Genomic DNA, 24,085 nt, shown 5'->3' with positions numbered 1-24,085 from the left:
TCCAGACTATTTTATCAAGTTCGGGTTATTGTTAATAATGGATTGGGCAATTGGATAAAATTTGGCTTCTGGTTTCCAGGTAGGTTTTAATAGTGGTAAAACAACATCTGCCTGTCCTGTCCGTTTCAAATTAAACCATCTGAAAGCCTGTTCACAGAAAAATTCTTTTCGGTATTCCAAGGCAATTTCGTCCAGTAGTACTGAGGGGTTAGTTGTAGTAAGGGCTGGAATATCCGCTCTTAACCTCGTTACGTTCAAATCGGTCAATGCTCCGCTGATATTCGTACCTATCCTCACCCTCGCTTCAGCACGGATTAAGTATTGTTCCGCCAAACGCAGGATGATCTGCGATTCGGTAACGTTTGCCGCCAGGGCCTCTGAATGAGTACGGTACTTGAATTTTGCGGGAACAACGTATTGGTTTCCCGCAATGGTCAGATCCCTCATCCACAAGGTACGGCGTCTGTCTGTTCCGGTAAAAATACTGAGGAAAGACGGCTGCAATTGATAAAATAATGCAGCTACGGTATTTGAGCTTGGTAAGAAAACTGACCCTTCTACAGTGTATTGATTTGTCGCTGACACAGGCTGTGGAAGTTGCCAAATACTTTCTGAACTATTTTTAACAAATAAAGCTGTTCCCATGGTAGCCGTAGAAACCATAGTGTATAAATTAGTCGCCTGAATAACTTCGGTCGAATTTTCCTCTGCCATAGAATAGTTACCAGTATAAAGATATACCCTGGCCAGTAAGGCCGCTGCTGTAAACTTATTTACACCTAATCTGTCTCCATTTGTAAAAGAATAATCCGAACGGAGATTAGCCTTGGCATCGATTAGGTCGGAGATAATTTGTTTATAGATATTTGCTACCGTCTCCCTGGGCAAATAGGCTGTAACGTTAGCATCGGTCTGCAAAACCAGTGGCACCTCACCATAAAAATTAACCAATATAAAATAGGCATAACCCCGCATCAGTTTGGCCTCGGCTATCAATTGTTTATTGATAGCCGCAGATGTTCCAGCATATGTGGTCAAACCCTCGATAATGGCATTGGTACGGTAAATCACTTGGTAAAACTCTGTAAATGGCTCTGCAGACGCAGTTAATGCAGTATAGGTATTGGTGTTATATTCTTGCGGAGCTGTAACTGTCGCCAGGTAACGGAGATCATCTGCCATTAAAGAGGTATAAACTGGCAGACCAGTAGTCTGGAAAGAAGTCTGCGAAAAACGCCCGTACATTCCAGAAAGTGCAGAGAGTGCTATTTTATCTGTGGTATAAACACCTGCAGAAGGAGTTTCATTCAAGGGGGAATTGATTTCAATCATCTTTTCGCAACCCATAAAAACAATTGCAAACAGGCCTATGGTAAATTTGAATATTTTAGCTTTCATTTTTCGTAGATTAAAAAGTTAATTGTAAACCTGCAGAAATGGTGCGGAGTGGCGGGGTAGCTGCGCCTTGTGACTCAGGATCATAACCTTTGTATTTGGTGATGGTAAACAAATTCTGTCCCTGAACGTAAACCCTTAAATTCTGTGCGTTGATTTTGGAAAGTAATTTGGCTGGAATGGCATAAGATAAACTAGCATTTTTCAATTTTATGAAAGAAGCATCTACAAAAACCTGGTCTGACAAAGCATAATTTAAGAATGCTGTATATGCTGCGGATCCTTGAACACTTCTCGCATCCTGAGTAACCAATTGATCCTGAGAACCCAAAGCCAGGTAGTCTCTCATTACTGAGGCCGCTGCATTATATGGATAACCAGGAGGGTAATTGGTAGCAGCAATGAGCGTTTTAGATAGCTGCTTAACAAACTGAAAAGTGAAATCTAAATTGATGCCTTTATAAGTGATGGAGTTTGTTAATCCACCAAAAAACTTAGGATAAGCTGTACCAACATAGTACTGATCTCCACGTCCGGTATCCACAAAGCCAGTACTTATAGTCCCGCTTCCATTTAAATCAGCATAAGTGGGCAACCCTGTTGTCGGACTCATACCGGCAAATTGCAGTGCATATAAGACTGACAAAGGTTTCCCAACTACATATCTGGTGTAATAAGCAGTTTTTTCGATGTTAGGGAATGCTACCAGCTTGTTTCTGTTTTTGGAAATATTGAATGCTGAAGTCCATTTGAAGTCCTTTTTTTGAATATTGGTACTGTTCAGGGAAAACTCCGTACCCGAATTTTGCAACACCGCACCAAGGTTAGAAGAGAAACCCGGAAAACCAGCCTGTGTACTAATTGGAAATTCAAGGAGTTGGTTTGAAGTACGGTTTCTGTAAGTCGCAGCGGTTAATGACAACCTATCCTTAAAAAAACCCAGTTCTATGGCGACCTCCAGTTTTTTTGTTTCCTCCCACTTATAGTTGTTGTTGGCTAATCTGCTAGGCTGAAGGCCTGTCGAGCCATTATAAACATAAGGATCAGAAGTATAGCTATCGTAATAAGCATAGTTACCTATCTCGTCACTTCCAACAATACCGTAACTACCTCTTAACTTACCAAAGCTAAACCAACTGAATTTATTCTTCAGCAAATTTTCCTCAGAAAAAACCCAGGCCGCGCCAACAGCACCAAAATTACCGAAACGGTTGTTCGGCCCAAACCTTGAAGAACCGTCTCGTCTGAATGACATATTGGCAATATATTTATTCAATACATTGTAATTTAAACGTCCGAATACCGATGCGTATTTATATTCATTCGAGCCACTGCTAACGGTTTTAGTTCTGGCAGAACCAATATCAGACAGGAAATCGTCCGATAAGAAATCTGTAGCATTAAGACTATATGGTATCTTAGACTGTCTAAATTGCCATGACCCAGCAACCAGTGCTTCAAGATTACCTTTCCAAAGGGCCGATTTATAAGTTAGCTGCGGTTCAAAGATATAATTATTGCTGTAAACATAAGATTCGATTACAGAGCCACTGGTTCTGGTAGCCGAAAGGGCATACGAAGCCAATGGGCGCACAGAATTGGTTCTCATATCCGTTTTACCATAACCTAAAGTGCTACTGATATTCAATCCCTTTATAATTGTATACTTTAAGCCAAGATTGGTTACAAAATTACTACCCCGGGCGTCATTACTTTGCAGAAGAAAAGCCAAGGGATTATTAAAGCCAGATGCAAAATACAATGATCCATCAGCATTATACAATGGGAAGTTAGGAGGCAACACATAAGCATAATTGGCAAGCTCGGTGATCGTAATATCATTCTGGTCGGCAGAATAGGTAGAAGATACAGACAAACTAAATTTCTGATCTGATGAAGAATGATTAAAATTCAGATGCGCTCCCCCACGCTGATAAGCCTGTTCTCCCGGATAAATATTAGTTTCTCTATGAAATGTTCCACTCAGGTAAAAGTTTGTAAGCACATCTCCACCAGATATATTTGAAGTAATATCATGGGTACGGGCGGTATTCCCAAGTAAAATTTTAGGAAAATTTTGATTGACATTCGGATCCCAGGTTAAATCTACGTTCCCAGCCATGACGGCAGCAGGGTTATTAGCAAATGCTTTTCGCCTCAGGGCCAGATATTCATCCGTGCTTAACAACTCTACATAGTTTGCTACTTTAGACATGCCTGTATTTGCGTTTACAGAAAACTGGGTTTTACCAGCTCTTCCTTTTTTGGTGGTAATTAATATCACACCATTTGCTCCTCTTGAGCCGTAGATTGCTGTAGCATCAGCATCCTTCAGGACATCAATACTCTCTATATCCGAAGGGTTTATGATATTCATAGGGCTGGTTTGGCCTTCGGCTGATGTTGCTGCAAGTCCAACACTCGCAGCCGGAGTTCCGGTAACCGAAGCCGCCCCACTAATTGGCGTAGAAAGAAAAGGCACACCGTCAATAATATACAAAGGAACATTTCCCTTACCTATTGAGTTTATACCCCTAATCTGTACATTAATACCCGCACCAGGAAGTCCATTGGTTTGTGTAATGGCCACTCCTGGCATTCTACCCTGCAAGGCCTGCAGAACGTTGGTTACTGGCTGTCTTTCAATATCTTTTGCGGTAATCCCCGTTTGTGATCCTGTAGATACCCTTTTGGTTGTGGTTCCATAACCAATCACCATTACTTCGTCAAGCTTTGCGGGATCAGTTTCCATTCTAAACTCCATTTTCGCCCGGGCATTTAATTCTTTGGTTTTATAGCCTACAAAACTGAATACTAATATGGCATTTTCATTTTCCACGTTTAAATAAAAACCTCCGTTAGCTCTTGATAAAATGACTTTATCTGTTCCTTTAACTCTGATTGATACTCCTGGAAGCGGGTTTCCCGATTCATCCAAAACCTTCCCCGATACGTCGATGCTTTGAAAGTAATTCAATATTTTACCCACAAAACTCTTTTTGCTTACCATTACGGTCTTGTCTTCAATAGCGTAGGTTAGCATTTGATTGGCAAAACATACGTCTAACACTTCGCTCACACTTACATCCCTAAGGTTAACGGTAACAGGCTTAGCAGTTTCCATCACTTTCAAATCGAATACAAAGTCATAGCCACTTTGTTCACGAATAGATTTGAATACAGACTCCAAATCAGCATTGCGCTTATTTATGGAAATTTTTTGTGCTGATGAAGAGGCAGCGACCTGCATCATAATACCGAACATGAAAATGGTGGTGATACGCATAACACGGTAAATTTGTCGGATGTGGCCTGAAGGCCCAGCCGATTTAGTAGTAAAATTTTTATACATTTGTTTAGGTTAAAGTTGAAGATTCTCAAATAATTCAAGGCTTAAATCTATCTTGGTCAGGGTGTGTTCCCGCACGCCCTGGCCTTTGTTTAAGCCAATTTTTTAGCAGTTATTTACTTACAGTCACCCTCCTTCCTTCTAACTTAAAGTGAACCTTTGCAGTCTTTTGAATGAGGTTTAAGACTGATGATATATTTTTATCGCGTGAAATCCAGCCACCTAGTTTCACATCTTGAGGGAAAGAGGGATCATATACAATCTCTACATCATACCATCTGGATATCTTCCTCATTGTTGTTCTGAAATCATTGTTTTTAAGGTTAAAATCGCCGTTTTTCCAATCAATATATGAACTCACATCAACTGTTCTAATTTCTACTTCTTTACCTGCACTTATCGCCTGTTCTCCTGGTTTGAGCTTTACGGAATTATTTACTTCTACGCTTCCTTCTATCAACGTGGTTTTAAGATTTAGCTCATCTGCATAAGCATTTATATTAAACTGTGTGCCGAGCACCTTAATTTGTTGCTGAGCTGTGCTCACAATAAATGGCTGTGACTTACCTTTCTCGTCCTTCAGCTTCTTTACCGCAAAAAAGGCCTCTCCCTCCAACTTCACTACCCTGGCATCAGCATGAGCGAAAGAAGTGGGGTAAGTAAGTTCAGAAGATGAGTTGAGCCAAACCTGTGTACTATCTGGAAGCAACACTTTATAAGTGCCACCTTTGGGCGTACTAATTGTATTGTATTCAATTTTGGAGGTTTCGGTCTCGCTTGATTTTATGTACACCAATTCGCCATTTCTCTCATTTGAAATGCTGGCTCCATCCTGTTTTATCTTGTTAAGGCCAGAACGAAGTGTATCCAGAAAAATTTCAGTCCCGTTGGCCAGTTTGAGCGTAGCCCTGGACCTTCCAGGCTTAAGATCTGCTGATCCTGAAGCAATTTCTATTTGTTGTTCATTGTTAGTGCTTCTGAAAATCATTAAAAAAACCAAAGCCGGCACTAGTAAAACCACCGCAGCCGCAAGCCATTTAGGATATAGCTTGAATGAAGTTTTCGCATTTGAAGCAACTGATAAATGACGGGTACGGATGGACAGCAAAATTCTATCCAGACTCTCTTGTTCAGCTTCTACCGCCGGAACCTCTTCTATACCTAAAAATTCAGCCGTGATGGCTAATAGTTCCTCATCAGAAATACCATGGATAGTTTGCAAAAACTCCGAAATTTCCTTTGCAGACAGTTGATTATCCAAAAATTTCAGATATGTAGTATATATATTTTGATCTTGACGTTCCAATGTTATCGATTTATATATACAATACGCTTAGAAAAGACACTTACTCTATTTACATTGAAAATAAATATTTTTTTTCAGCCCTTATTACTCAAAAGACTAATTGCAAGGACCAGGAAACCATATTTTGAGCCAAAAAAAACTTTTTTAATGCTTGCTGTCGCCTTAACAATATGGTTACTTACGGTTGAAGTTGATATATTAAATTCTTCAGCTACTTCCTTATATGATTTACCTTCAATCTTGCAGCGTCTAAATACCAGTTGTTGCTGCGGGGGTAAATCATCGATTGCCTTATTCAGCACCTGCTCACTTTCTTTATAAAAGAGGAACTCTTCAGTTGGGTTGTAAAGTTGAGCGCTTGCCGCCAGAATTTCATCCTGAAGACGCTGGTCCCGGGCGGCTTTCCGATAAAAGTCGTTGACTAGATGGCTAGCTATAGTTAAAATATAATAGTAGAAAGGCTTCTCGATATCGATGATTACCCGCTTGTCCCAAATCTTAACAAACACATCCTGGGTTAACTCTTCTGCTAATGGGATATGTTTGACCATCCTGACCAACCTCCTGAATATAGATTTACTATAATGTGCGTATAAGACTTCAAAAGCGACTGCATCGCCATCCTTCAGCGCAGTTAATAAAGCTTTTTCATCATCAGGAAAATCCATTAAAATTCGATTATCAAATGCCTTACAACGAGAGTTTTCGTGGAAGCAACTTTCAAATATACCGAATGCGATTAATTCTAGTATGTATATTTAAGAAAAAAGTAAACTATTGCCCTACCACTGCACAAAACAAATACCATCGGAAATGCTCATATACTTAGTGATAAAAGCAGGGTACTACTGTGAGTGCATTATGCTTATAGTGCAGCTGAAACGGCATTTCGAAATAGCTATCCGCCTACAGAATCGGCAGGAAAAAGGTGTAGAATCACGCGTACTAAAGCTTCCTTCAAACAAAAATGCCGGCTCACGACCGGCATTTTGTTTAAAGAATTGCATTCTACATCCCATCCAAACGCATGGCCCAGATCATTTTTACATGCCTAAACGCTTCCGTTTCTGACCATTCACTATCATAATTTAAGCCGTAGGGCCAAAAGTGTGAACCTCCAATATGAATAACAGCACTTGCTCCGTCAAAACTTTTCAATTTGGCGATAGCATTTTTCCCAATAAATTCTGACAAAAATTTATTTGAATTAAACCCTGTTGATAAACCTACACCATAGGTATGGGCAATTTCATGCATCGCTGTACTTACAACCTGGTAACTGGCCGAAGCCCCGAAACGAATTGTGCCTGAGGTAATAGCGTCAGCTGTGGGTACATCGGGATTGTACTCTACATTAAGCGTATTTGCAGGCCAATTAGCACCAGCATTGTAACGGGCGCAGGCGTCATTCATGGCATTGGTAATCCTTGTAAGTGCAGCGGCTGGAACCCCGGTGGTACTACTCATTGTCCACTTAAGCTGTCCACTATAGCTGATCGGCAGTAGTGCCCATTGTTGGCTTTCAACCTTTTGATAATCTGCTTGTTGAATTGAAATTCCAGATTCCAACGACTGACCTACCACCTCGATGTCTTTACCGCTGTTTCGGTTTGTAATGCGATAATAGCCATCTCCAACACTTGTAAATTGCCACTGCTGTTCATTGCCAGTTGAGGAAGTGTACACATTAATGTCTCCTTCATTTGCTGTGCTAGCCCCTGCAACAGCTAGTGACAGGTTACTCTGCACACCAATTATAGAATAATAGCCACCGGTAATCGCTGCTAGTGTCCATCTTTCATTCATAGCACCTCCAGAACCAAATTGGATTACATTTGCGCCATTAGCCGTAGAAGCACCTGCTACATTAAGTGCCATACCGCTTTTTCTATTGACGATGTAAAAGGTACCGTTCCCTACCGTTTGTAATGTTTCTCCTGAGAGCGGTGAAGTTGTTACCACAGCAGGGGTTTCTACAACAGGAACCGGTTGCGGGGCCTCTACTTCTGTAGCTTTCTTTTTACAACTAGTTAATGTAAGGCCAGCAACCAATACCAAGCTGGCCATGTTTAAAAAAAATCTTCTTCTTCTCATAATAGTTTATTCGTTAATTGTGCTGTTATTTTTGTATGATAATCTGATTTTCTTTCCTTCCAGGACAAGCTTTGCTGAAAACACCATCGTCGGATCCTGATATTCCTGAATTGTCTTTTGAATAGCAGACAATGTTCTTTTAATTTTCTTTCGAAATATAACTTTACCCTCCATCGTTACTGAAACGGGCTTATTTAAATCAAGCATTTGATCATTAAGGTTGATGTTAAGTTCCTGGAATGTATTTTTACTTATCCGGATTTCATTGCCGTGGATACTCACCTCCGCAGTTGCGTCTTTTTCGAGCCTACCCACTGGGGCAGACAGCCAATAGAAGCGGTGCTGTACCCTATTGTCTTCTACCCAAATTACCTTATCCGGATATGGGTTTCTCTTAAAAGAAGCCATCCAGGCTATGGCAATCGTATCCCTATGATCCATCCAATGTGCCTTATCTGCATATAGATGAAAGTCGTGGACGTAGCCATTTGGATCCAGCTTTTGAAGGCTGTCTAATTTATGATTAAAAGACACAGCCAGCGTATTGCGGTGATAAGCTGTATCTCTACCCCCCATATAAATCGCAAACGGCACATTTCGAAGATTAAGCACATTAGCATCCCCAGGATGCCCGGCCATCATGGAAGCCGCAGCCCATCGGTCTGCCATTCGCGGTCCCAGTTGAAACACCCCGTCGCCCCCTGCCGAATAGCCCAAGATGTATACCTTATTGGGGTTGACATCTTCAAGGATAACGCCATAGCGGATCAGGGAGTCCAATAGATTGTCTATGTGATCCTCGTGCCATAAATTCCAGGTATCTGTCGGCGCCCTGGGTACGATCACCAGACCTTCTGAAATTGGATAAAGTGTCCGTTGATTTTCCCACTGTTGATTATTTACTGCTGGCGGGGCATTTCCGCCACCATGCAAGGAGATGTAGAGGCTACGGCCATCTGCGGGCTTTTCTCCAAATACTCTATAGGCAATGGGCATCGTGTATTTACCAAATTTAATGATCCCTTCTGCCCATACTTTTTCTGCAGCGGGGAGCAAACGGTGCTTCTCCAGTGCCCATTCATTAACGGAAAGTGATTCTGCCTCCGTTCTGCTCAATCCTTTCTGCGCGAGAGAAGTACTAGTGATGATCAGTAAAAAACCGATCCAAAGTATGCCATGTTTCATTAGTTTTTTAATTTAATTGATATTGCCGTCTCGTTCTTTTGTCTTAGTTTTTAAGCATATCTAGGATACCTTCGTTTTCAATGATCAGCATGCCCTGTCGGTCTGTGGTAATACCATCCTCAAGCAAGTAGGTATATTTTGGCACCTTCCCTTCCATAATGGTAGGCAGGTAAACAAACTGCACATTTTTAGTAGTCTTTTGTAAGGCTTCCCCAACTTCAATAATATGAGTAGAGATGATAAAAAAGCATTGTCTGAATTTGGCAAAGGCAGTAGTTACGGATAACGTTGCGTCATAAGCATCTTTAACGTTAGTCCCTTTAAACAGTTCATCAAACAGCACTAAAAAACTGTTCCCGGAAGCCACTTCTTCCGCGGCCTTTTTGACCCTTAAAACCTCCGCGTAAAAATGGCTGTAACCCATATTCAAACTATCAGGGACATTAATGGAGGAATAGATTCCATCAAGAATGGAAAAATGAAGGTCCTTAGCGGCCAGGGGAAAGCCCATGTGTGCCAGATAAAGCGCTATGCCCAAGGACTTCATAAACGTAGACTTCCCTGCCATGTTGGCCCCAGTCAAAAAAACCATGTTATTGCTTTTGTTAAAATGGACAGCATTTGCTACCCCTTTAACAAGGGCCGGATGCCATAGGGCAGCAATTTCTATCTGCTGCATTTCTTTAGGTAATGCCTTCGCATAATTAAAGTTTTGGGCCCTGCCTACTTTAGCTACGGCAAGGTACACATCCAGCTTATATAAATACGTTAGCAGGATTTCAACATCGTTGCGCAGCGTATGCTTCAGCAAATGATCATAGGCTGCTAGCTTCACTGTTGAATATTCTGTTCTTGTTTTTTCTTTCAATACATTGGCCAACGAAGATATGGCCAGGATGCGCTGAATGACCTGCCGTTCCTCATCAAAAGGTGTTGGCCGAGGTTCATTGAGTTGTTTCAGGAAATCATTTAACGCATTGAATAAGGATATCGTTGCCGACAAACCTTTCTGTAATGCGGCATAACGCTCATCTCTAAGCAGGGCAGCCTGCATCTTTTTAGAAAACGTAGTCAGTAGGGCCGCAGGATAATTTGTGCTGCTGCCGGTACTTAGGTAATTTTCTACGGTCTGGAATTCAGCACGGCTAAACGGCAAGCCCAGGGTTTTATCCTGAAAATAACGGAACAGGCTACTGCGTTTATTGATCTCCTCAAAATCCGTCAGGGGACTTTTGAATAACTGACTCAACAATCTTTCCCCGCCGCTGGTCTGCACTTTATTAAACATGTTAAAAATGGAACCTGGTGTAAACTTACCCAGTAAGTTTAAATCTTCAAGCGTTTGTTTGTCAACTGTAAAGCTCATATCTTTTGTGTATTCAGCCGCTCCAGACCGGTAGCCAAAATTTCTAGTATACCTTCATTTTGTATGATGATCATTCCATGCCTGTCGGCCGTTAAACCTTGTTCAAGCGTGTAGGTGTAGACGGGCTTATTGCCCTTCATACGGGTAGGCAGGTAAACAAAATTAATGTTATCACATCTTTCCTTCAATATCTCGCCGGCTTCAATGATGTGCGTGGAAATGACAAACATACTGTCGCGCTTTCCGGCAAAGGCTTCTGTGAAAGCAATTGTTGCTTCTGCCGCATCCTTCACATTTGTCCCCCTAAACATTTCATCAAAAAGCACAAATAGGTTCCTGCCCAACTTAAGTTCCTGCGCAATTTTTTTGGCACGGAGTACCTCCACATAAAAGTGGCTGGCACCCATCCCCAAATTATCGGGAAGGTTGATGGTGGTATAAATACCATCGAGTACCGAAAATTCCATTTCTTTAGCGGCAACCGGGAAGCCCATGTGGGCAAGGAAGAGCGCAATGCTCAGTGACTTCATAAAGGTTGATTTCCCCGCCATATTGGCACCAGTAAGGAAGATGACATTACTGCCCACCGTAATGTGGATGGAATTGGGCACCGCTTTTTGTAATTCAGGATGATACACGCCCTCCAGTTTCACGGTATGTTGGTGCTTAGGCATGGCCTTTGGAAATACAAATGAGCGCTCTACTGCCACAAGCGCAACAGAAAAGTACACATCCAGACCATAGATATAACGCATCATTTTAAGCACCACATCCCGGTGGCGAAACCGAAAGAGTTCATCGTACTGAATGTATTCTATGGCAGAAATCTTTCCATTAACAGGTAAAGCAAGGGCCTCTTTAATCCCTTGCGTATCCAGTAATTCCCGTACATCTGCTTTATCCTGCTTGTAGAAATCGAGATCTCCGCCTTCCAGACTGTTTATAAACTGCTGCAACTCCTTCATCAACTTCAATAAACCATCGATTCCAAGATAGATTCCTGAGGTAACAGCATCTAAAGCAACCATATTGCTCAGCTTTTTAGCGATGAACCCCTCTTGTGCAGATAACTTTGTCCTCGAATCGGTATTTTTCAAATACGATTCAACTGGATCAAAATGATCTATGCTAAACGGGAATGATGCGCCTGTCTTCGCAAATCGCTGAATGATTTGGCTGCGATGGTTGATTTTATGTTCATCTGACAACGGAAACCGGAACATTTCTTCCAGGATGGCCGCTCCGCCCCGCGTTTTCGTCCTGTTAAAAATCTGGTAGATGGAGGCTCCACCAGATTTTCCAAAAAGGTTCAGGTCATTTATGGTTTGCTGATCGGTAAGGAATGCCATTTTTTATTTTCTTTTTCTTCTGATTAAAATCAATGCGCCGATGGCCAACATGATTCCCGGCAATACCCAAATAAAGGCGATGCGGAAGTATTTTACTTGTTCTCTTTTAATTAAAAGTGTGGTGTCCTTCGGTGCCGGACGGTAACTGCTGATTGGAAACTCACCATAATTTAACCAGCTAAAAATCCCGGTGTTGAAAGCAAAGTTGGCAGTCCGCATATTAAAGCGATTTAATTCAATATTAGACATGAAATCGGCATCGCCCGCAACAACAATGCGCTGCTCCTTCCCTTTTGTCTTCCTGGTCAGGCTAACCGCAAGCGGAAAGGATTTTTGCAAATCGCCTCTTTCTGGTTCAAATTTCACCTTTGCAGAATCTGTTGCAAATTTGTCTTTCTTAAGCCAGCTTTTTCTAGGATCTGTAACCAGTAAGGGCTTAATGGTATAGGGGCTTGAGTTTTCAATTCCCAGCGCCGTCGCCATCGGCATAGAAATCACTACACTGTCGGCGTGTGCACCTTCAAGAGGCGGATAGAGCTTAGACCCGGTACCGGTTAAAAATGGTGCTGCAAGATGTGGCTCAAGGTCCCTGCTGGTCTGCACAATAGCGCCATCCATTAATTGTACACCAAACTGTTTTAGAAGCGGATTGAGCAGGGCTTGTTTTCCTGGCTCGCCGGAAATCAGTAAATTTCCGCCATTGTCAATATATTGCTGTAGTTTCGCAGTCTCAACACCGCTGAATGCTGTTTTCGGGTCGGCAAGGACTAAGGCAGAAATGTGCTTAGGTATCGAATCGGTTTGCAGGGAAATGGTATCTACATCGAAACCCTGGTTAAGTAAGGAATTTCTAAAATTTTTAAGGTTCGCCAGCGCACGGTAGTCCCGATCGCCCATTTTATTGATGCTACGCTCCAGGTCGCCGGCTACAAACAAGATTTTCGGGATTTTTGCAAGTAGCAGTCTTTTTAATGCTGCAGAAATTTCAGTCTCCGAAGGCCAGTGATCGTTATCAGGAAATACCCTTAAGAAAGTTTTCCTTCCTTTATACTTCAGTTGCATAATGTAATAATTTGGCTCTTGAGAAAGGTCTACCATCTTACGGATTTCTTCTGGCCGCTTAAACTGACTCAAACGCATGTCACCAGTTTCGGCCATCTTTTTGACAATTTCCTCTAAGCTCTTTCCGGGATTGGATTTCATAATCCCGTTACCCAGGCCTAGCGTATCATAATACATCACCGTTTTCAACTTGATGTTATGTTTAAATCGTACGTAAGGTGCCCAGCGGTTGATGTTCAATTGGTAAGACTCTGGATTTCCATCCTCCATAAACCCACCCAGAATGTTGGCATAACCAGTAACTTCCAATGGCTCGTCGCCAAGATCCTCTACTGTTTTCTGCGTATCTGGCTTAATGGTGTTAACTTCTCCACGGGTTACATCAAAATAAACAATAAGCTGTGGAATAGAGCTGATGTAACCGATAGCGATAGTGACGATAACAATTAGGCTATATCGGCTTACCTTGACCCAGGTAGATGTTGTTTCCATCCCGGTTTTCAGTTTATAAATGGTCAACTGCAGAAACATGAATACAATCGCCAGGAAATAGATCACCCCATTACTGGTAATCAGCCCTGCGATGATCCAATCCGTACGTCCGGCTACAGATAGAAAATAGGTAACATCTCTTAAAAAAGGTACTCCCCTCCACAAACCGGATACATTATAAAGTATTCCGAAGGTTACAAAAGTGCACACTGCGGCTACAATCTGATAAGTGGTTAGACAGGACATAAAGATCCCAATTGAGGAATAAGCGCAAAGCAATAAGAATAAACCAAGCATGTAGCTCAGCAGCAATCCCGTATCTGGATTATTTACAGTAAAATAACTCGTTACGATGTATATAGATACAATGCCTACCATGACTAAACTCATGGCTACCATTGCGACAAATTTGCCCAGTACAATATCCCTAACTCGAATCGGTGAGGAATATAAAAGTCGGATGGTACCACTACTAGTTTCCCGGCTAATGAGCCCCATCGTAAGAAGTGGAAGGTATAAGTATAAGTTACCCATCACATTAGACAAAACGCCTTGTCCCCCTGAAAAGATGGAACCGATCACGCTGATTGGAATTTTGAAGCCCCCCTCTAAGGTCATAGCGATGTTGTCAAGCCCCTTCAGGTAGACAAAGCCGCACTGGATCATAAATATAATAATTAGAAACCAGGCTATAGGAGAATAAAACAGGAGTTTCAGTTCCGTTTTAGCAACTCGAAAAATTGTTTTCATTAAGTTTTTTGATGTAATTATTGTTGGGACAATTGTTTAAATATCTCCTCTACAGAGTTTTTTTCGAGTGTAATTTCTTGTAAGCGCCAGCCATTCTGCACGCTGAGGGTGACAATTGTTTCTGCAATTGAAGCCTCACCACTGAAATATAGCCGTGCGAGCCTTTCGGTTAGCAATTCCGCACGCATCACCCCATCGATAGCTTCCAATACCGTAATTTCCGGCATATTGTTAAAGTGGATCAGCATACTATGAGGCTCTATGTAATTATTGAAGGCATCCATGGTGTCTTCAAATACTATCCTTCCATTTTCAATCATTTTAATGTCGCGACAAAGCAATTGTACTTCTGAAAGGATGTGTGACGAAAATATCACCACCCTGTCTTTGGCGATGTCTCTAATCAGGTTTCTTACCTCAATAATTTGATTAGGATCTAACCCGTTTGTCGGTTCGTCGAGTACGAGTACATTGGGACGATGCACAATGGCTTGGGCGATGCCCACACGTTGTCTGTAGCCTCCAGATAAGTTTTTGATTAATCTTCCACTGAAGTGATCTATTCCGCAGCGTTCTTTAGCTTCTTTCACCGCATCTTTTCTAACCTGGCCAGACATGTCCCGTAGGCTTGCGCAGTATTCAAGGTATTCATCTACGGTAAGATCCAGATACAAAGGAGGATTCTGGGGCAAAAAGCCGATTTCCATTTTAGCACGCATTGGGTCATCCCTGAAGTTGATGCCATTGATGTAGACATTTCCTTCCGTTTGGTTAAGTGACCCACAAAGGATATTCATTGTGGTCGATTTCCCTGCACCGTTGGAACCTAAAAGCCCAACAATCCCATATTGGCTAATTTCCAGGTTGATATCACGTATTGCCCAGCTGCTGCTGTATCGGTGCGACAAATTCTCAATTTTTACTATACTTTTTTCCAAAATTTAATGGTTTTACATTTTATAGGAATATGAGTTTTGCTGCTGATGTCATAAAAGTCATCAGCAGCAGAACTTGATTAATTCGGATTTTGTACCAATTCCGGATTTTGATTAACAATGAGAGAAGAAAATGGAAATACATAGGCGTTGCTATTAGGCTCTAGTGTATAGGTGGCACCCTGATACGTACGGGTACGCGTTTTCGCAAAGAATGGGTCTTTGTTCAACCGCCTTTGGTCAAACCACCGAAGTCCTGTTCCGAAGAACTCCCTGCGGCGCTCGTTAATCACCATTTCTAATGCCTGTTGGTCGCTGGTAGCAACCAAATCCACATAGTCGGTTGATCTAAATCTAAGTTTACGTAAGTCATTGAGCATTTTTACTGCGTCGTCGCGTCTTCCTGCACGCGCCAGACATTCTGCACGGATCAGCCAGGTTTCGCTAACGGATAAACCTACGTTACTTGCATCCGTTCCATTTCCAGCCCAATATCCTTTCCCGGAAAAGTTTTGCCAAAAGGTACTACCATCTTTAGTAAACAGCGTATACCTAAAGTCTTTTGTTCCAAGCAGATTCAACAAATCATCGCTCAGTTGCAACGCAGAGTAATTTATTCGCGCTACTTTGCGAAGCAAAACTTCCTTGTTTTCCGTGAGTTTGGGGAAAGGAATTTTTGGCGTCACAACAAAGTTTTTATAATCATATAGTGTACTTGTCAGTGCCAATGATTGTTCCGCAGCTTGTTGCGCAGCACTAAAATTACGCATGTTCAGATAGATCTTCGCAAGCAGGGCGTATAAAGCCGCCTTGTTAGGCCGTACAGAATTAACCTGTGCCACTGAGATTAGCGGTAGAGCGACTTCCAGATCTTTAAACACCTGTGCGTACACCTGGGCAACCGTTGCTCTTTCCAGGTTTACAAATAATTTGGCTTCCAATAAAAGTGGGACGCCAAGGTCTGTGGCAGCTGTTGCCGCATCATATTGTTTTCCATAAGAGTTCACCAGAGTGAAATAAGTATACGCTCTTTGGATCAGGGCCTCTGCATAAATGGCATTTCGTTCATCTGCTGAACCGCCTTTACTATCAAGCACACCCGCTATTATAATATTATAGGTAAAGATGCTTTTATACATTGCGTTCCAATCATAATCATCCATTTTATCCACATAAAATGGTTTCCTCCAGGTATAGATCGTCACATTGGTAATGTCACCCGAAAAATACTGCTGAAGACCAGGGTCTTTCATATCGAGATCGTCAGAGCTTAGCACGGCTGCATTTCCCGAGCCAACTTCAGAATCAACGATATTATTCATCAGTAAGCGGTAATCCGATGTGTAGACCAATACTCTCTGACCCTGAACGGGCACTTTTTCAACGTATTTTCGACAGGAAAGCAGGGTCATAGTGATTACAGCTATGAATGCTATTTTGAATATGTTCATGGTTGTTTCTTTATGCATTATAAACTTAGGTTAACTTGAAAGGAATACGTAGGTACCGGAGCCAATTGATAAGTGGACGATGCATTGTAAAGATAGTCGGGATCAAGATTCTCCTTATTCTTAGCCCAAATCATCCCCAGATTCCGACAGACAGCCGATACATTTAAGGCTTTCACACCAAATTTAGCCACCATACGCTGTGGCACAGAATAGGCCAAACGAACTTGCTGTAATTTTACGTTACTTCTGCTTCTCACGAGTAAATCAGAATATGTATATCGTTCTCTACTCATGGCATATATATAACCTTGCGACCAGTCAGTGTTAATTCCAGGAACATTGGTCGTCAACTCATCTCCAGGTTTTCTCCACCTTTTAGCCAAATCACCTGAACGGGATACAGAAACATTAACATCATTAATACTAGGCATTCGGAACACGCCACCCAACTGATACTGAAATTGAAAGCCTAAATCAAATCGTTTGTAAGTTACATTTGTATTGTAAGCACCAAACCAGGGAGAGGCAGTCCTTCCTGAATATTCCTTAACATCATAATAAGGAAAATCCGCTGTGGTATAAATTTTCCCTGGCTCATTCGGATCTTCAATTAAGGTTTCTCCTTTTTGATCAAGTCCTGCAAACTTATAAGAGAACATAAAATCGGTTGGATATCCATCATGAATAATCTGTCCTTGATTAACATCTTCATTGCCTATCGGGGTTTTAAAACGCTCATCATGGATGATGTTGGTATTGTACGACAAATTGATAGTATTGTTCCATGTTACTTGTTTAGATCTTACCAGTGCGAACGAAAGTCCAAGGTCTACACCGTGTCCATCCAGTTTGGCTGCATTGAAGATCGTATTAGAAAAGCCATAGGTTGCGTTAATTGGCAAGTTATAGAATATATCCGTGGTATGTTTTTTATAGTAATCTAAAGTCGCTGAAATACGGCTGTCAAACAACGAAAACTCAAGTCCATAGTTGAGCATCCTGGTTTTCTCCCAGGCCAGATCTTCTCTCGCGGGCTTACTAATAAGAGCGTAAGGAAGGCCTGAATAATTATCAGTCCCATTCAACTCAATAACCGTAACTGGCGCAAAACCCTGAGGTGCATTACCTGTAAAACCATAGGTAAAGCGGCCAGACAAAGTGGTTAACCAATCGATATCTTTTAACAGGTTTTCTTTTTTCATATTCCAGCTTAAACCAGCTGACCAAAGCGGGATTGCTCTTTTTCTACGTTCCACGCCAAGCAAGTTTAAATCATCGAAACGACCACTTCCTGAGATCGTATATTTGCTGTTGAAAGTATAGGCGCCGTTCGCATAATAGGAAAGTGCCCTGGTTGTTTTTTCTACTATAGGTCCTGCGGTACTACCGATAGATGTTTCATTTCCTTTCAAATCCAAATACTTGACGGTAGGATCTACCGACTTAAAGGCATTGATTTCTTTGTCGTAACCGTACTGGGTCTGGTCGCTGCTTTTGTTAAAGACTTCCCGAATTTCATTACCCAATACCATATTCAGTTCATGCCTATTGTTCCAGTTTTTGTTAACGTTTGCCTGGCCCCTGAGGTTATAACTTCTAACTAGCCCATTTGCCAAGGTAAGCCTTCCACCGAGAGGAATTCTATAAACTGGTATTCCTGAAGAATTTATGGTCCTTCCCATATTGACCATCATCCTGGCTTCATAGCTATCCGGCTCCTGATAGTTCTCCCGCTCATTAAAATTACGTCCAACATTTCCGGCTATTGTTAAACTAAGCCAAGGTGTAATTTTACCATTAACATCTACATTCAAGCCCAGGTTATTCCCGGTATTGATTGTATTATTGAAATTCAGTTCGTCAATTGGTGAGTATCGAAAAGGCAAATAGCCCCTGCTTTCTAACGCTCTGGCCTTCGAGGGAATAACCAGGACATCGTAATATTTAATACTTCCATCAGGATTTTTAAGCATATCATACGGACGTAATCCTAAGTTCGACATACTCATGGCCAAGGCGGATGCCGGATTTGTTTTATCTGTTGTGTTGCCATAAGATAAGGAGGTGCTTATATTCACACGGCCTTTAAAAAGGGCGGAAGTCGTTCCGATATTAAATGTATATCCCTTATTCTTATTGCTATTATATACACGATCTTCTGTGTAATAAAAACCAGACATATAATATGAACTGTTAACACCTCCCCCTGAAAGCGACAAATTATATTGTTTTGTAGCTGGCCGCTGCAATAGATATTCAGCTAGCTGATCTGCATTGTCGTTCTGCCCCAATGCGGCAAGTTCGGCATTCATTTTGCTTAATTTATCTGGAGTATCGCCTTGGTTATATTTGAAAATAATGGCTTGCGCCTGGCTGTTATTTATCTCTAAATAACTTGTGGCTGCCGGATCATAGAGAAGATAGTTTTTTATCATGTCTCTTTCCAGGTCTATGAAATCGGGAACAGACATTGTTGGTCCATAGTTTGTTTTTGGCTTAGCACCTGTGCTATAGGTAGTAGAGAAATTGAGGGAAGGTAAAGAATTTTGCTTTCCTTTTTTTGTGGTAACTACAATCACACCATTGGCAGCCTGAATCCCCCAGATAGAGGCGGCAGCCGCATCTTTAAGAAACGTAACTTGCTGTATATCATCCGGATTTAAAACATCTAGCCCACCTCTGGCAATGGGAATTTGTGATGGAAATCCGTCGATCACTAGCAGGGGCTCTACACTTACTTCAGTCCACTTACCTACGATGGTAGAAATTCCCCGGATGTTAATGGTCCCATTTCGGCTTTGCCCGGCAGTAGTCTTGGTTGAAATATTTACCCCCGGAACCAGACCTTGCAGGCGTTCTAATACGCTAATTGTTGGGAATTGCGCCAACTCTTTAGCTGTTACAATTCCGAATGAACCGGTGGCACGGTCCTTATTCACATTCTGATAACCAGTACTTACAATAGAAACATCCTCAAGAGCGGCGACTAATGGCTTCATGGAGATGACTACATTGTTTTGACCATTTAATGTTAATGTATCAGGTTTATAACCAATGAAGGTGGTAATCAGCGTTTCCTTACCAGTTAGATTGAGCAAGCTAAACGATCCGTCTGAAGTTGTTCTGGCAACTTGATTTCGTCCCCGAACGGCAACATTTGCGCCCGCCATGGGTTCTCCTCTCTCATTCATTACTAAACCCCTCACGTCCACTTTACTAAACGCAGCCGTCATGCGGTCTATAAAAGAGCTTTCTTTGCGGAGCACGACAACCATCTTGTTCTGGATTTCAAAAGCCAGGGGCTGATCTTTAAAAATTAGGTCCAGTACTTTAGGAAGCTCCATATTTTTCACCTCGACATTTACAAGATTCGCAGTTTTTAATACATTTCCATCTGCAACGAAATCGTAACCACTCTGGGATTTAATCTTGGCAAAAATCCTTGTTAAGGATGCATTTTTCTCCGATAAAGAGATTTTTTGTGCAAAGCCTGCTGCGGCAACTTGCATAAGTGATGCTAACAATATCACGCTGGTTAATCGCATAATGAGCAATATTTTGTGGCATACGCCTTTAGGCATACCTGGTTTGGTATATTTTATATACATTTATCGTCGGTTTGGTTTCTGCAGTTTGACCTCTACTTTCCACGGGAAAGGTTTACTGCGGGTTAAGTTGATCTGTTAATTATTGGCCTAAGCCAAACTTAAACCAGGTTCCGTTCTACGGGATCTGGTTATTTTTCAAGTACTTATTTCGTCACGTATACCCTCCTTCCCTGCAGTTTAAAGTGAACTAATTTGGTTGCTTCTAAAGCCTGAAGAACCTGGCTTATATTTTTAGATCTCGATACGTTGCCTGAAAAAGCACCTGTAGGTATGCTGCCTTCATAAATGACCTCAACATTATACCATCTTGCAATATCCCTCATCATCCTTTCTATGCCATTCTCGGTAAAGACAAAATCGCCATCTTTCCAGGCTATACTCTCTTCCAAATTGGCTTTAGAAATGCGCATAGATTCGCCTCTAAGAGAAGATTGCTGTCCTGGACTTAGCCGAATCTCGTCCGTGTATTTCACTTTGCCTTTATCACCCCAGGCAGCGGCCTGGAAGTCCACACGCACGCTTCCCTCTAATAAAGTGGTAATCACATCGGTCTCTTCTTTATATGCTTTTACGTTGAAGTGTGTTCCCAAAACCGTAACATCCTGATCGTCTGACTTTACAATAAATGGATGGTTTTCCTCCTTTTCAATTTCAAAGTAAGCTTCTCCATCCAGAACCACCTCACGGCTTTTTGACTTGGCAAAAGAGGCAGGATAGGTTATTGATGATGCGGCATTTAGCCAAACCAGGGATCCGTCGGGCAATTTCACCCTATACGTTTCTCCCCGATGTGTTGAAAGCGTATTCATGCCTGCATCTTCTGTTTCTGGGCTGCTTAAAATTTCATAGGTGATTTCCCCGTCTGCAGTTTTAGAGATGCGAACCCCAGACTCAGATGCAAGCGCACCGTTGTGGGCTTCAGACAAAACAATTTTGCGACCACTTGCTAAGGTGAGGGTAGCTCCATTTTTTCCAGGTGCAATATCCTGTGCAGCAGAAATGCTGCTGATGAAGTTCGCATCACCGTGGAAAAATCCATTTTTTACAAGTATAGAAAAGACCAGGATTGCGGCAATTGCGGCCACTCCTGCCAGACGGGGCCAAAGCTTCCGTGGTTGATGATTTGCCTGAGGATAACTGACAACTTTTTCAAAGATTTGCTGGGAACGTAAGTCACTAATTTCTTTTCTGTTACTTTCGCTCAATTGATAGTCCGTCTCCAACAAGTCGAATAGACGCTGCTCTGCGCCCACGGTATTGAGAAAAGCATTAAAATCCTCCAACTCAACAACAGAAGCAGTTTTCGTGGAGAACTTAAAATATAAATCGACAATGCTTTTGTCTTCCCAATTGACCATATATTATTTATATAACTTATTTTAATCTATTTTACACACCCAGAAGATATACTTTTGAGCTATTTTGTCGATATTTTCCAAATGTAACTCCCCTTTTTTAACAACAACCACCGAAAAATGATTTAGGGGGTATGGAAAAACAAAAAAAGTTAAAATAATTTAAAAATAACCAAAAGAGCAACCACATCTGTATGCGTTTTAAGGTATGCACGCAAAAAACGGAGCGCAAGTTTCATGTAACCTCTCACAGTTTCCACACTTAGGTTCATTTTTTCAGCCGCTTCTTCGTATTTCATCCCTTCTAAATGACAAAGTTCATAAACTAATTTCTGTTAAGCTACGAATTTTATACCTCAATCAACTCCTTGCAGATTAATTCTAAGCTCAAGCTGACCAAAGTTTTTTATCCAAAATAATCAGCAAGGTAACTGTAGTATTGCCGTTATATCCCGTAATGCTCCGGCTGTAACCCTCTTTAACCGTACCTGATATTACAGGAGACGAATTGTGCACCAGCCCAAAAGCACAAAAGCTGTTCTCCTGCCTTACTACCACCGTACCGCTCTGATTTTCAAATCTTCACCTTACATTCCCCAGATAATCTTTAATGTAATACTCATACATGCCAATGCCGCTGGCGTCCTCGCCCTGCCCCCGAGGGTGTTGATATAACTCAGCACATTATATTACAGCCATAAAACCCATTATATAAGCAGCTGTCTTTATCGTGCTGCCCTTGTCCACTACCTAATTGGTTAAGCAAACACCGGAGCCATCATAATTTTACTTGATATATTGGTTCGTATAGGCTAAGTAATGTGGTACTTTACCCAGGTCATTATAAGTATAGTTTAGGTTTTTGTTTTTGTCATTGCCCCGGAAGACTTATTGCTGTAGGTGAGGTTATCCATAGAAGTAACCGACCCGTCCAATTACTTTAAATCATATTTTTGTTTTGCAATATCTAGTATTTTAATAACAGCATCGTTTTGCTCAAGGTAGTAAATACCAATACTGCCAGAATGATGAAAATAGAAGAAAAAATTGTTGCTTCGATCAAAAAAAATAGGACTGTAAGGTGCTTTATGAGTTGTCAAACACTTTAATATGGCTTTTAAAAAAATATTCCAATCGTTACAAATACATAGAGCATCATAGCCGATTTCAATACTGGAATCGAATAGTATTTGCAAATACCATTTGGTTTCTTCTGATTTTCTCGACAATTCGTAGTCATATTGATCTGTTCGTGGATCCCAAGTGTCTAAACAGAAATCCCACCATGAATAATTATAAATTTGAATGTTCTTCTTATATTTTTTAAATATATCATAGAACATTTCTATAAGCCCCTCTATAATAAGCCCCTCTTTTAAATAAATCTCATTTTTACAGCAACTACTATCAGGTAAAAAATCGACGCAAATCCATGATGGTATTACCTCTGTCACATCCACTTTTTTCAGAATACTCATAATTTAATAAATTAAAATGGCAATATAATTAACGAAACAATCCCTAAAAAATCTAAATTTATTTCACTGTTTTAAGATGGCCCCATGGTATGAAAGTACCAGTAGCTCCTTTATGTTTGTTAATTATAAAATCACCATATTCATCTGCATCTTTAAGCCATTCCAAGCCCTTACTTGTTTCTTGAAAAACTTTAAATTTACTTCCACCATGCCCAGCTCTGTCTATGGACCACCATAAGCCATCAGAACTACTTTTATAAAGTGTACCAAATGTAGGGGGTATAGAAAAACAAAAAAAGTTAAAATAATTTAAAAATAACCAAAAGAGCAACCACATCTGTATGCGTTTTAAGGTATGCACGCAAAAAACGGAGCGCAAGTTTCATGTAACCTCTCACAGTTTCCACACTTAGGTTCATTTTTTCAGCGGCTTCTTCATATTTCATCCCTTCTAAATGACAAAGTTCATAAACTAATTTCTGTTGTGGAGGAAGCAATGCAATACCTTTCGCCAATAGTTTTTTTGTATCTGCCAGCAAAATCCCTTCTTCCGTTCCGTTATCTTGCTCTGTCCAGCCTTTCCCGAGCTCTAAATCAGTTTTAGCCTCCAGCGCCTTTCTTTTCAGCAAGGTGAAACTTCGGTTACGGGTTAGTGTTGTTAAGTAGGCCGCCAGGTTCGTATCCGCCTTAAGCTTACCGGCAGTTTGCCAAAGCTTTAGCATCACTTCCTGGAGGACTTCCTCGGCAAGCGACTCAGATTTTAATAAATAAAATGCTCTTGGATAAACCAACCTTCGGTAGTGATCGTACAGAATTTTAAAAGCATGCTCATTCCCCATCGTAACTTTACGCAGCAATTCATTCTCGTCCAGAAGGGGCTTAATCAACATAATTTACTTGAGTCTCAAAT

Annotated in this window: 15 protein-coding genes and 1 pseudogene; all 16 read right to left on the bottom strand. The window is 41.3% G+C overall.

The window, feature by feature from the left end:
• Positions 1 to 6: 6 nt before the first annotated feature.
• The 16 genes and pseudogenes from LPB86_RS07640 to LPB86_RS07565 all read right to left on the bottom strand — a co-directional run bounded on the left by LPB86_RS07640 (position 7) and on the right by LPB86_RS07565 (position 24,065).
• A complete protein-coding gene (locus LPB86_RS07640; RefSeq protein ID WP_230642171.1) occupies positions 7 to 1,398 on the bottom strand; it encodes a RagB/SusD family nutrient uptake outer membrane protein in 1,392 nt (463 codons plus the stop codon).
• Positions 1,399 to 1,408: 10 nt separating this feature from the next.
• Complete coding sequence (locus LPB86_RS07635; RefSeq protein ID WP_230642170.1) at positions 1,409 to 4,747, bottom strand: TonB-dependent receptor; 3,339 nt, start codon at positions 4,745 to 4,747, stop codon at positions 1,409 to 1,411.
• A 109-nt stretch (positions 4,748 to 4,856) separates the two neighbouring features.
• Positions 4,857 to 6,005, bottom strand: coding sequence for a FecR family protein (locus LPB86_RS07630; RefSeq protein WP_230642169.1), 1,149 nt, complete (start codon positions 6,003 to 6,005; stop codon positions 4,857 to 4,859).
• A gap of 119 nt (positions 6,006 to 6,124) precedes the next feature.
• Positions 6,125 to 6,718 (bottom strand): RNA polymerase sigma factor, encoded by a 594-nt coding sequence (locus LPB86_RS07625; protein WP_230642168.1) that lies wholly within the window; start codon positions 6,716 to 6,718, stop codon positions 6,125 to 6,127.
• A gap of 340 nt (positions 6,719 to 7,058) precedes the next feature.
• The gene (locus LPB86_RS07620) at positions 7,059 to 8,144 is read right to left on the bottom strand and encodes an RICIN domain-containing protein (RefSeq protein WP_230642167.1); all 1,086 of its coding nucleotides are present in this window, start codon (positions 8,142 to 8,144) and stop codon (positions 7,059 to 7,061) included.
• Positions 8,145 to 8,150: 6 nt separating this feature from the next.
• Positions 8,151 to 9,329 carry a hypothetical protein gene (locus LPB86_RS07615; protein ID WP_230642166.1) on the bottom strand — a complete coding sequence of 393 codons (1,179 nt, stop codon included), beginning with the start codon at positions 9,327 to 9,329 and terminating at the stop codon, positions 8,151 to 8,153.
• A 43-nt stretch (positions 9,330 to 9,372) separates the two neighbouring features.
• Positions 9,373 to 10,695 (bottom strand): DNA mismatch repair protein, encoded by a 1,323-nt coding sequence (locus LPB86_RS07610; RefSeq protein ID WP_230642165.1) that lies wholly within the window; start codon positions 10,693 to 10,695, stop codon positions 9,373 to 9,375.
• The gene (locus tag LPB86_RS07605; protein ID WP_230642164.1) at positions 10,692 to 12,044 is read right to left on the bottom strand and encodes a DNA mismatch repair protein; all 1,353 of its coding nucleotides are present in this window, start codon (positions 12,042 to 12,044) and stop codon (positions 10,692 to 10,694) included. Before LPB86_RS07605 ends, LPB86_RS07610 begins: the two co-directional genes overlap by 4 nt.
• 3 nt (positions 12,045 to 12,047) lie before the next feature.
• Positions 12,048 to 14,348: a Gldg family protein gene (locus tag LPB86_RS07600; RefSeq protein WP_230642163.1), complete on the bottom strand. Its 2,301-nt coding sequence runs from the start codon at positions 14,346 to 14,348 to the stop codon at positions 12,048 to 12,050.
• A gap of 17 nt (positions 14,349 to 14,365) precedes the next feature.
• On the bottom strand, positions 14,366 to 15,286 hold the full coding sequence (locus LPB86_RS07595) for an ABC transporter ATP-binding protein (protein WP_230642162.1): 921 nt from the start codon (positions 15,284 to 15,286) through the stop codon (positions 14,366 to 14,368).
• 77 nt (positions 15,287 to 15,363) lie between these two features.
• Positions 15,364 to 16,734, bottom strand: a complete 1,371-nt coding sequence (locus LPB86_RS07590; RefSeq protein WP_230642161.1) for a RagB/SusD family nutrient uptake outer membrane protein — start codon at positions 16,732 to 16,734, stop codon at positions 15,364 to 15,366.
• 17 nt (positions 16,735 to 16,751) lie between these two features.
• Complete coding sequence (locus LPB86_RS07585; protein WP_230642160.1) at positions 16,752 to 20,342, bottom strand: SusC/RagA family TonB-linked outer membrane protein; 3,591 nt, start codon at positions 20,340 to 20,342, stop codon at positions 16,752 to 16,754.
• 143 nt (positions 20,343 to 20,485) lie between these two features.
• Positions 20,486 to 21,700: a FecR family protein gene (locus LPB86_RS07580; protein ID WP_230642159.1), complete on the bottom strand. Its 1,215-nt coding sequence runs from the start codon at positions 21,698 to 21,700 to the stop codon at positions 20,486 to 20,488.
• Positions 21,701 to 21,849: 149 nt separating this feature from the next.
• Positions 21,850 to 22,020, bottom strand: a pseudogene (locus LPB86_RS07575) (sigma factor-like helix-turn-helix DNA-binding protein); the annotation flags it as partial.
• 612 nt (positions 22,021 to 22,632) lie between these two features.
• Positions 22,633 to 23,175, bottom strand: a complete 543-nt coding sequence (locus LPB86_RS07570; protein WP_230642157.1) for a hypothetical protein — start codon at positions 23,173 to 23,175, stop codon at positions 22,633 to 22,635.
• 299 nt (positions 23,176 to 23,474) lie between these two features.
• Positions 23,475 to 24,065 (bottom strand): RNA polymerase sigma factor, encoded by a 591-nt coding sequence (locus LPB86_RS07565; RefSeq protein WP_230642156.1) that lies wholly within the window; start codon positions 24,063 to 24,065, stop codon positions 23,475 to 23,477.
• Positions 24,066 to 24,085 lie beyond the last annotated feature (20 nt).

This window comes from Pedobacter sp. MC2016-14 (assembly GCF_020991475.1).
Taxonomy (GTDB): domain Bacteria; phylum Bacteroidota; class Bacteroidia; order Sphingobacteriales; family Sphingobacteriaceae; genus Pedobacter.
Note: the sequence above shows the minus strand (reverse complement) of the source record. Positions and strands in the feature narration are given on the sequence as shown.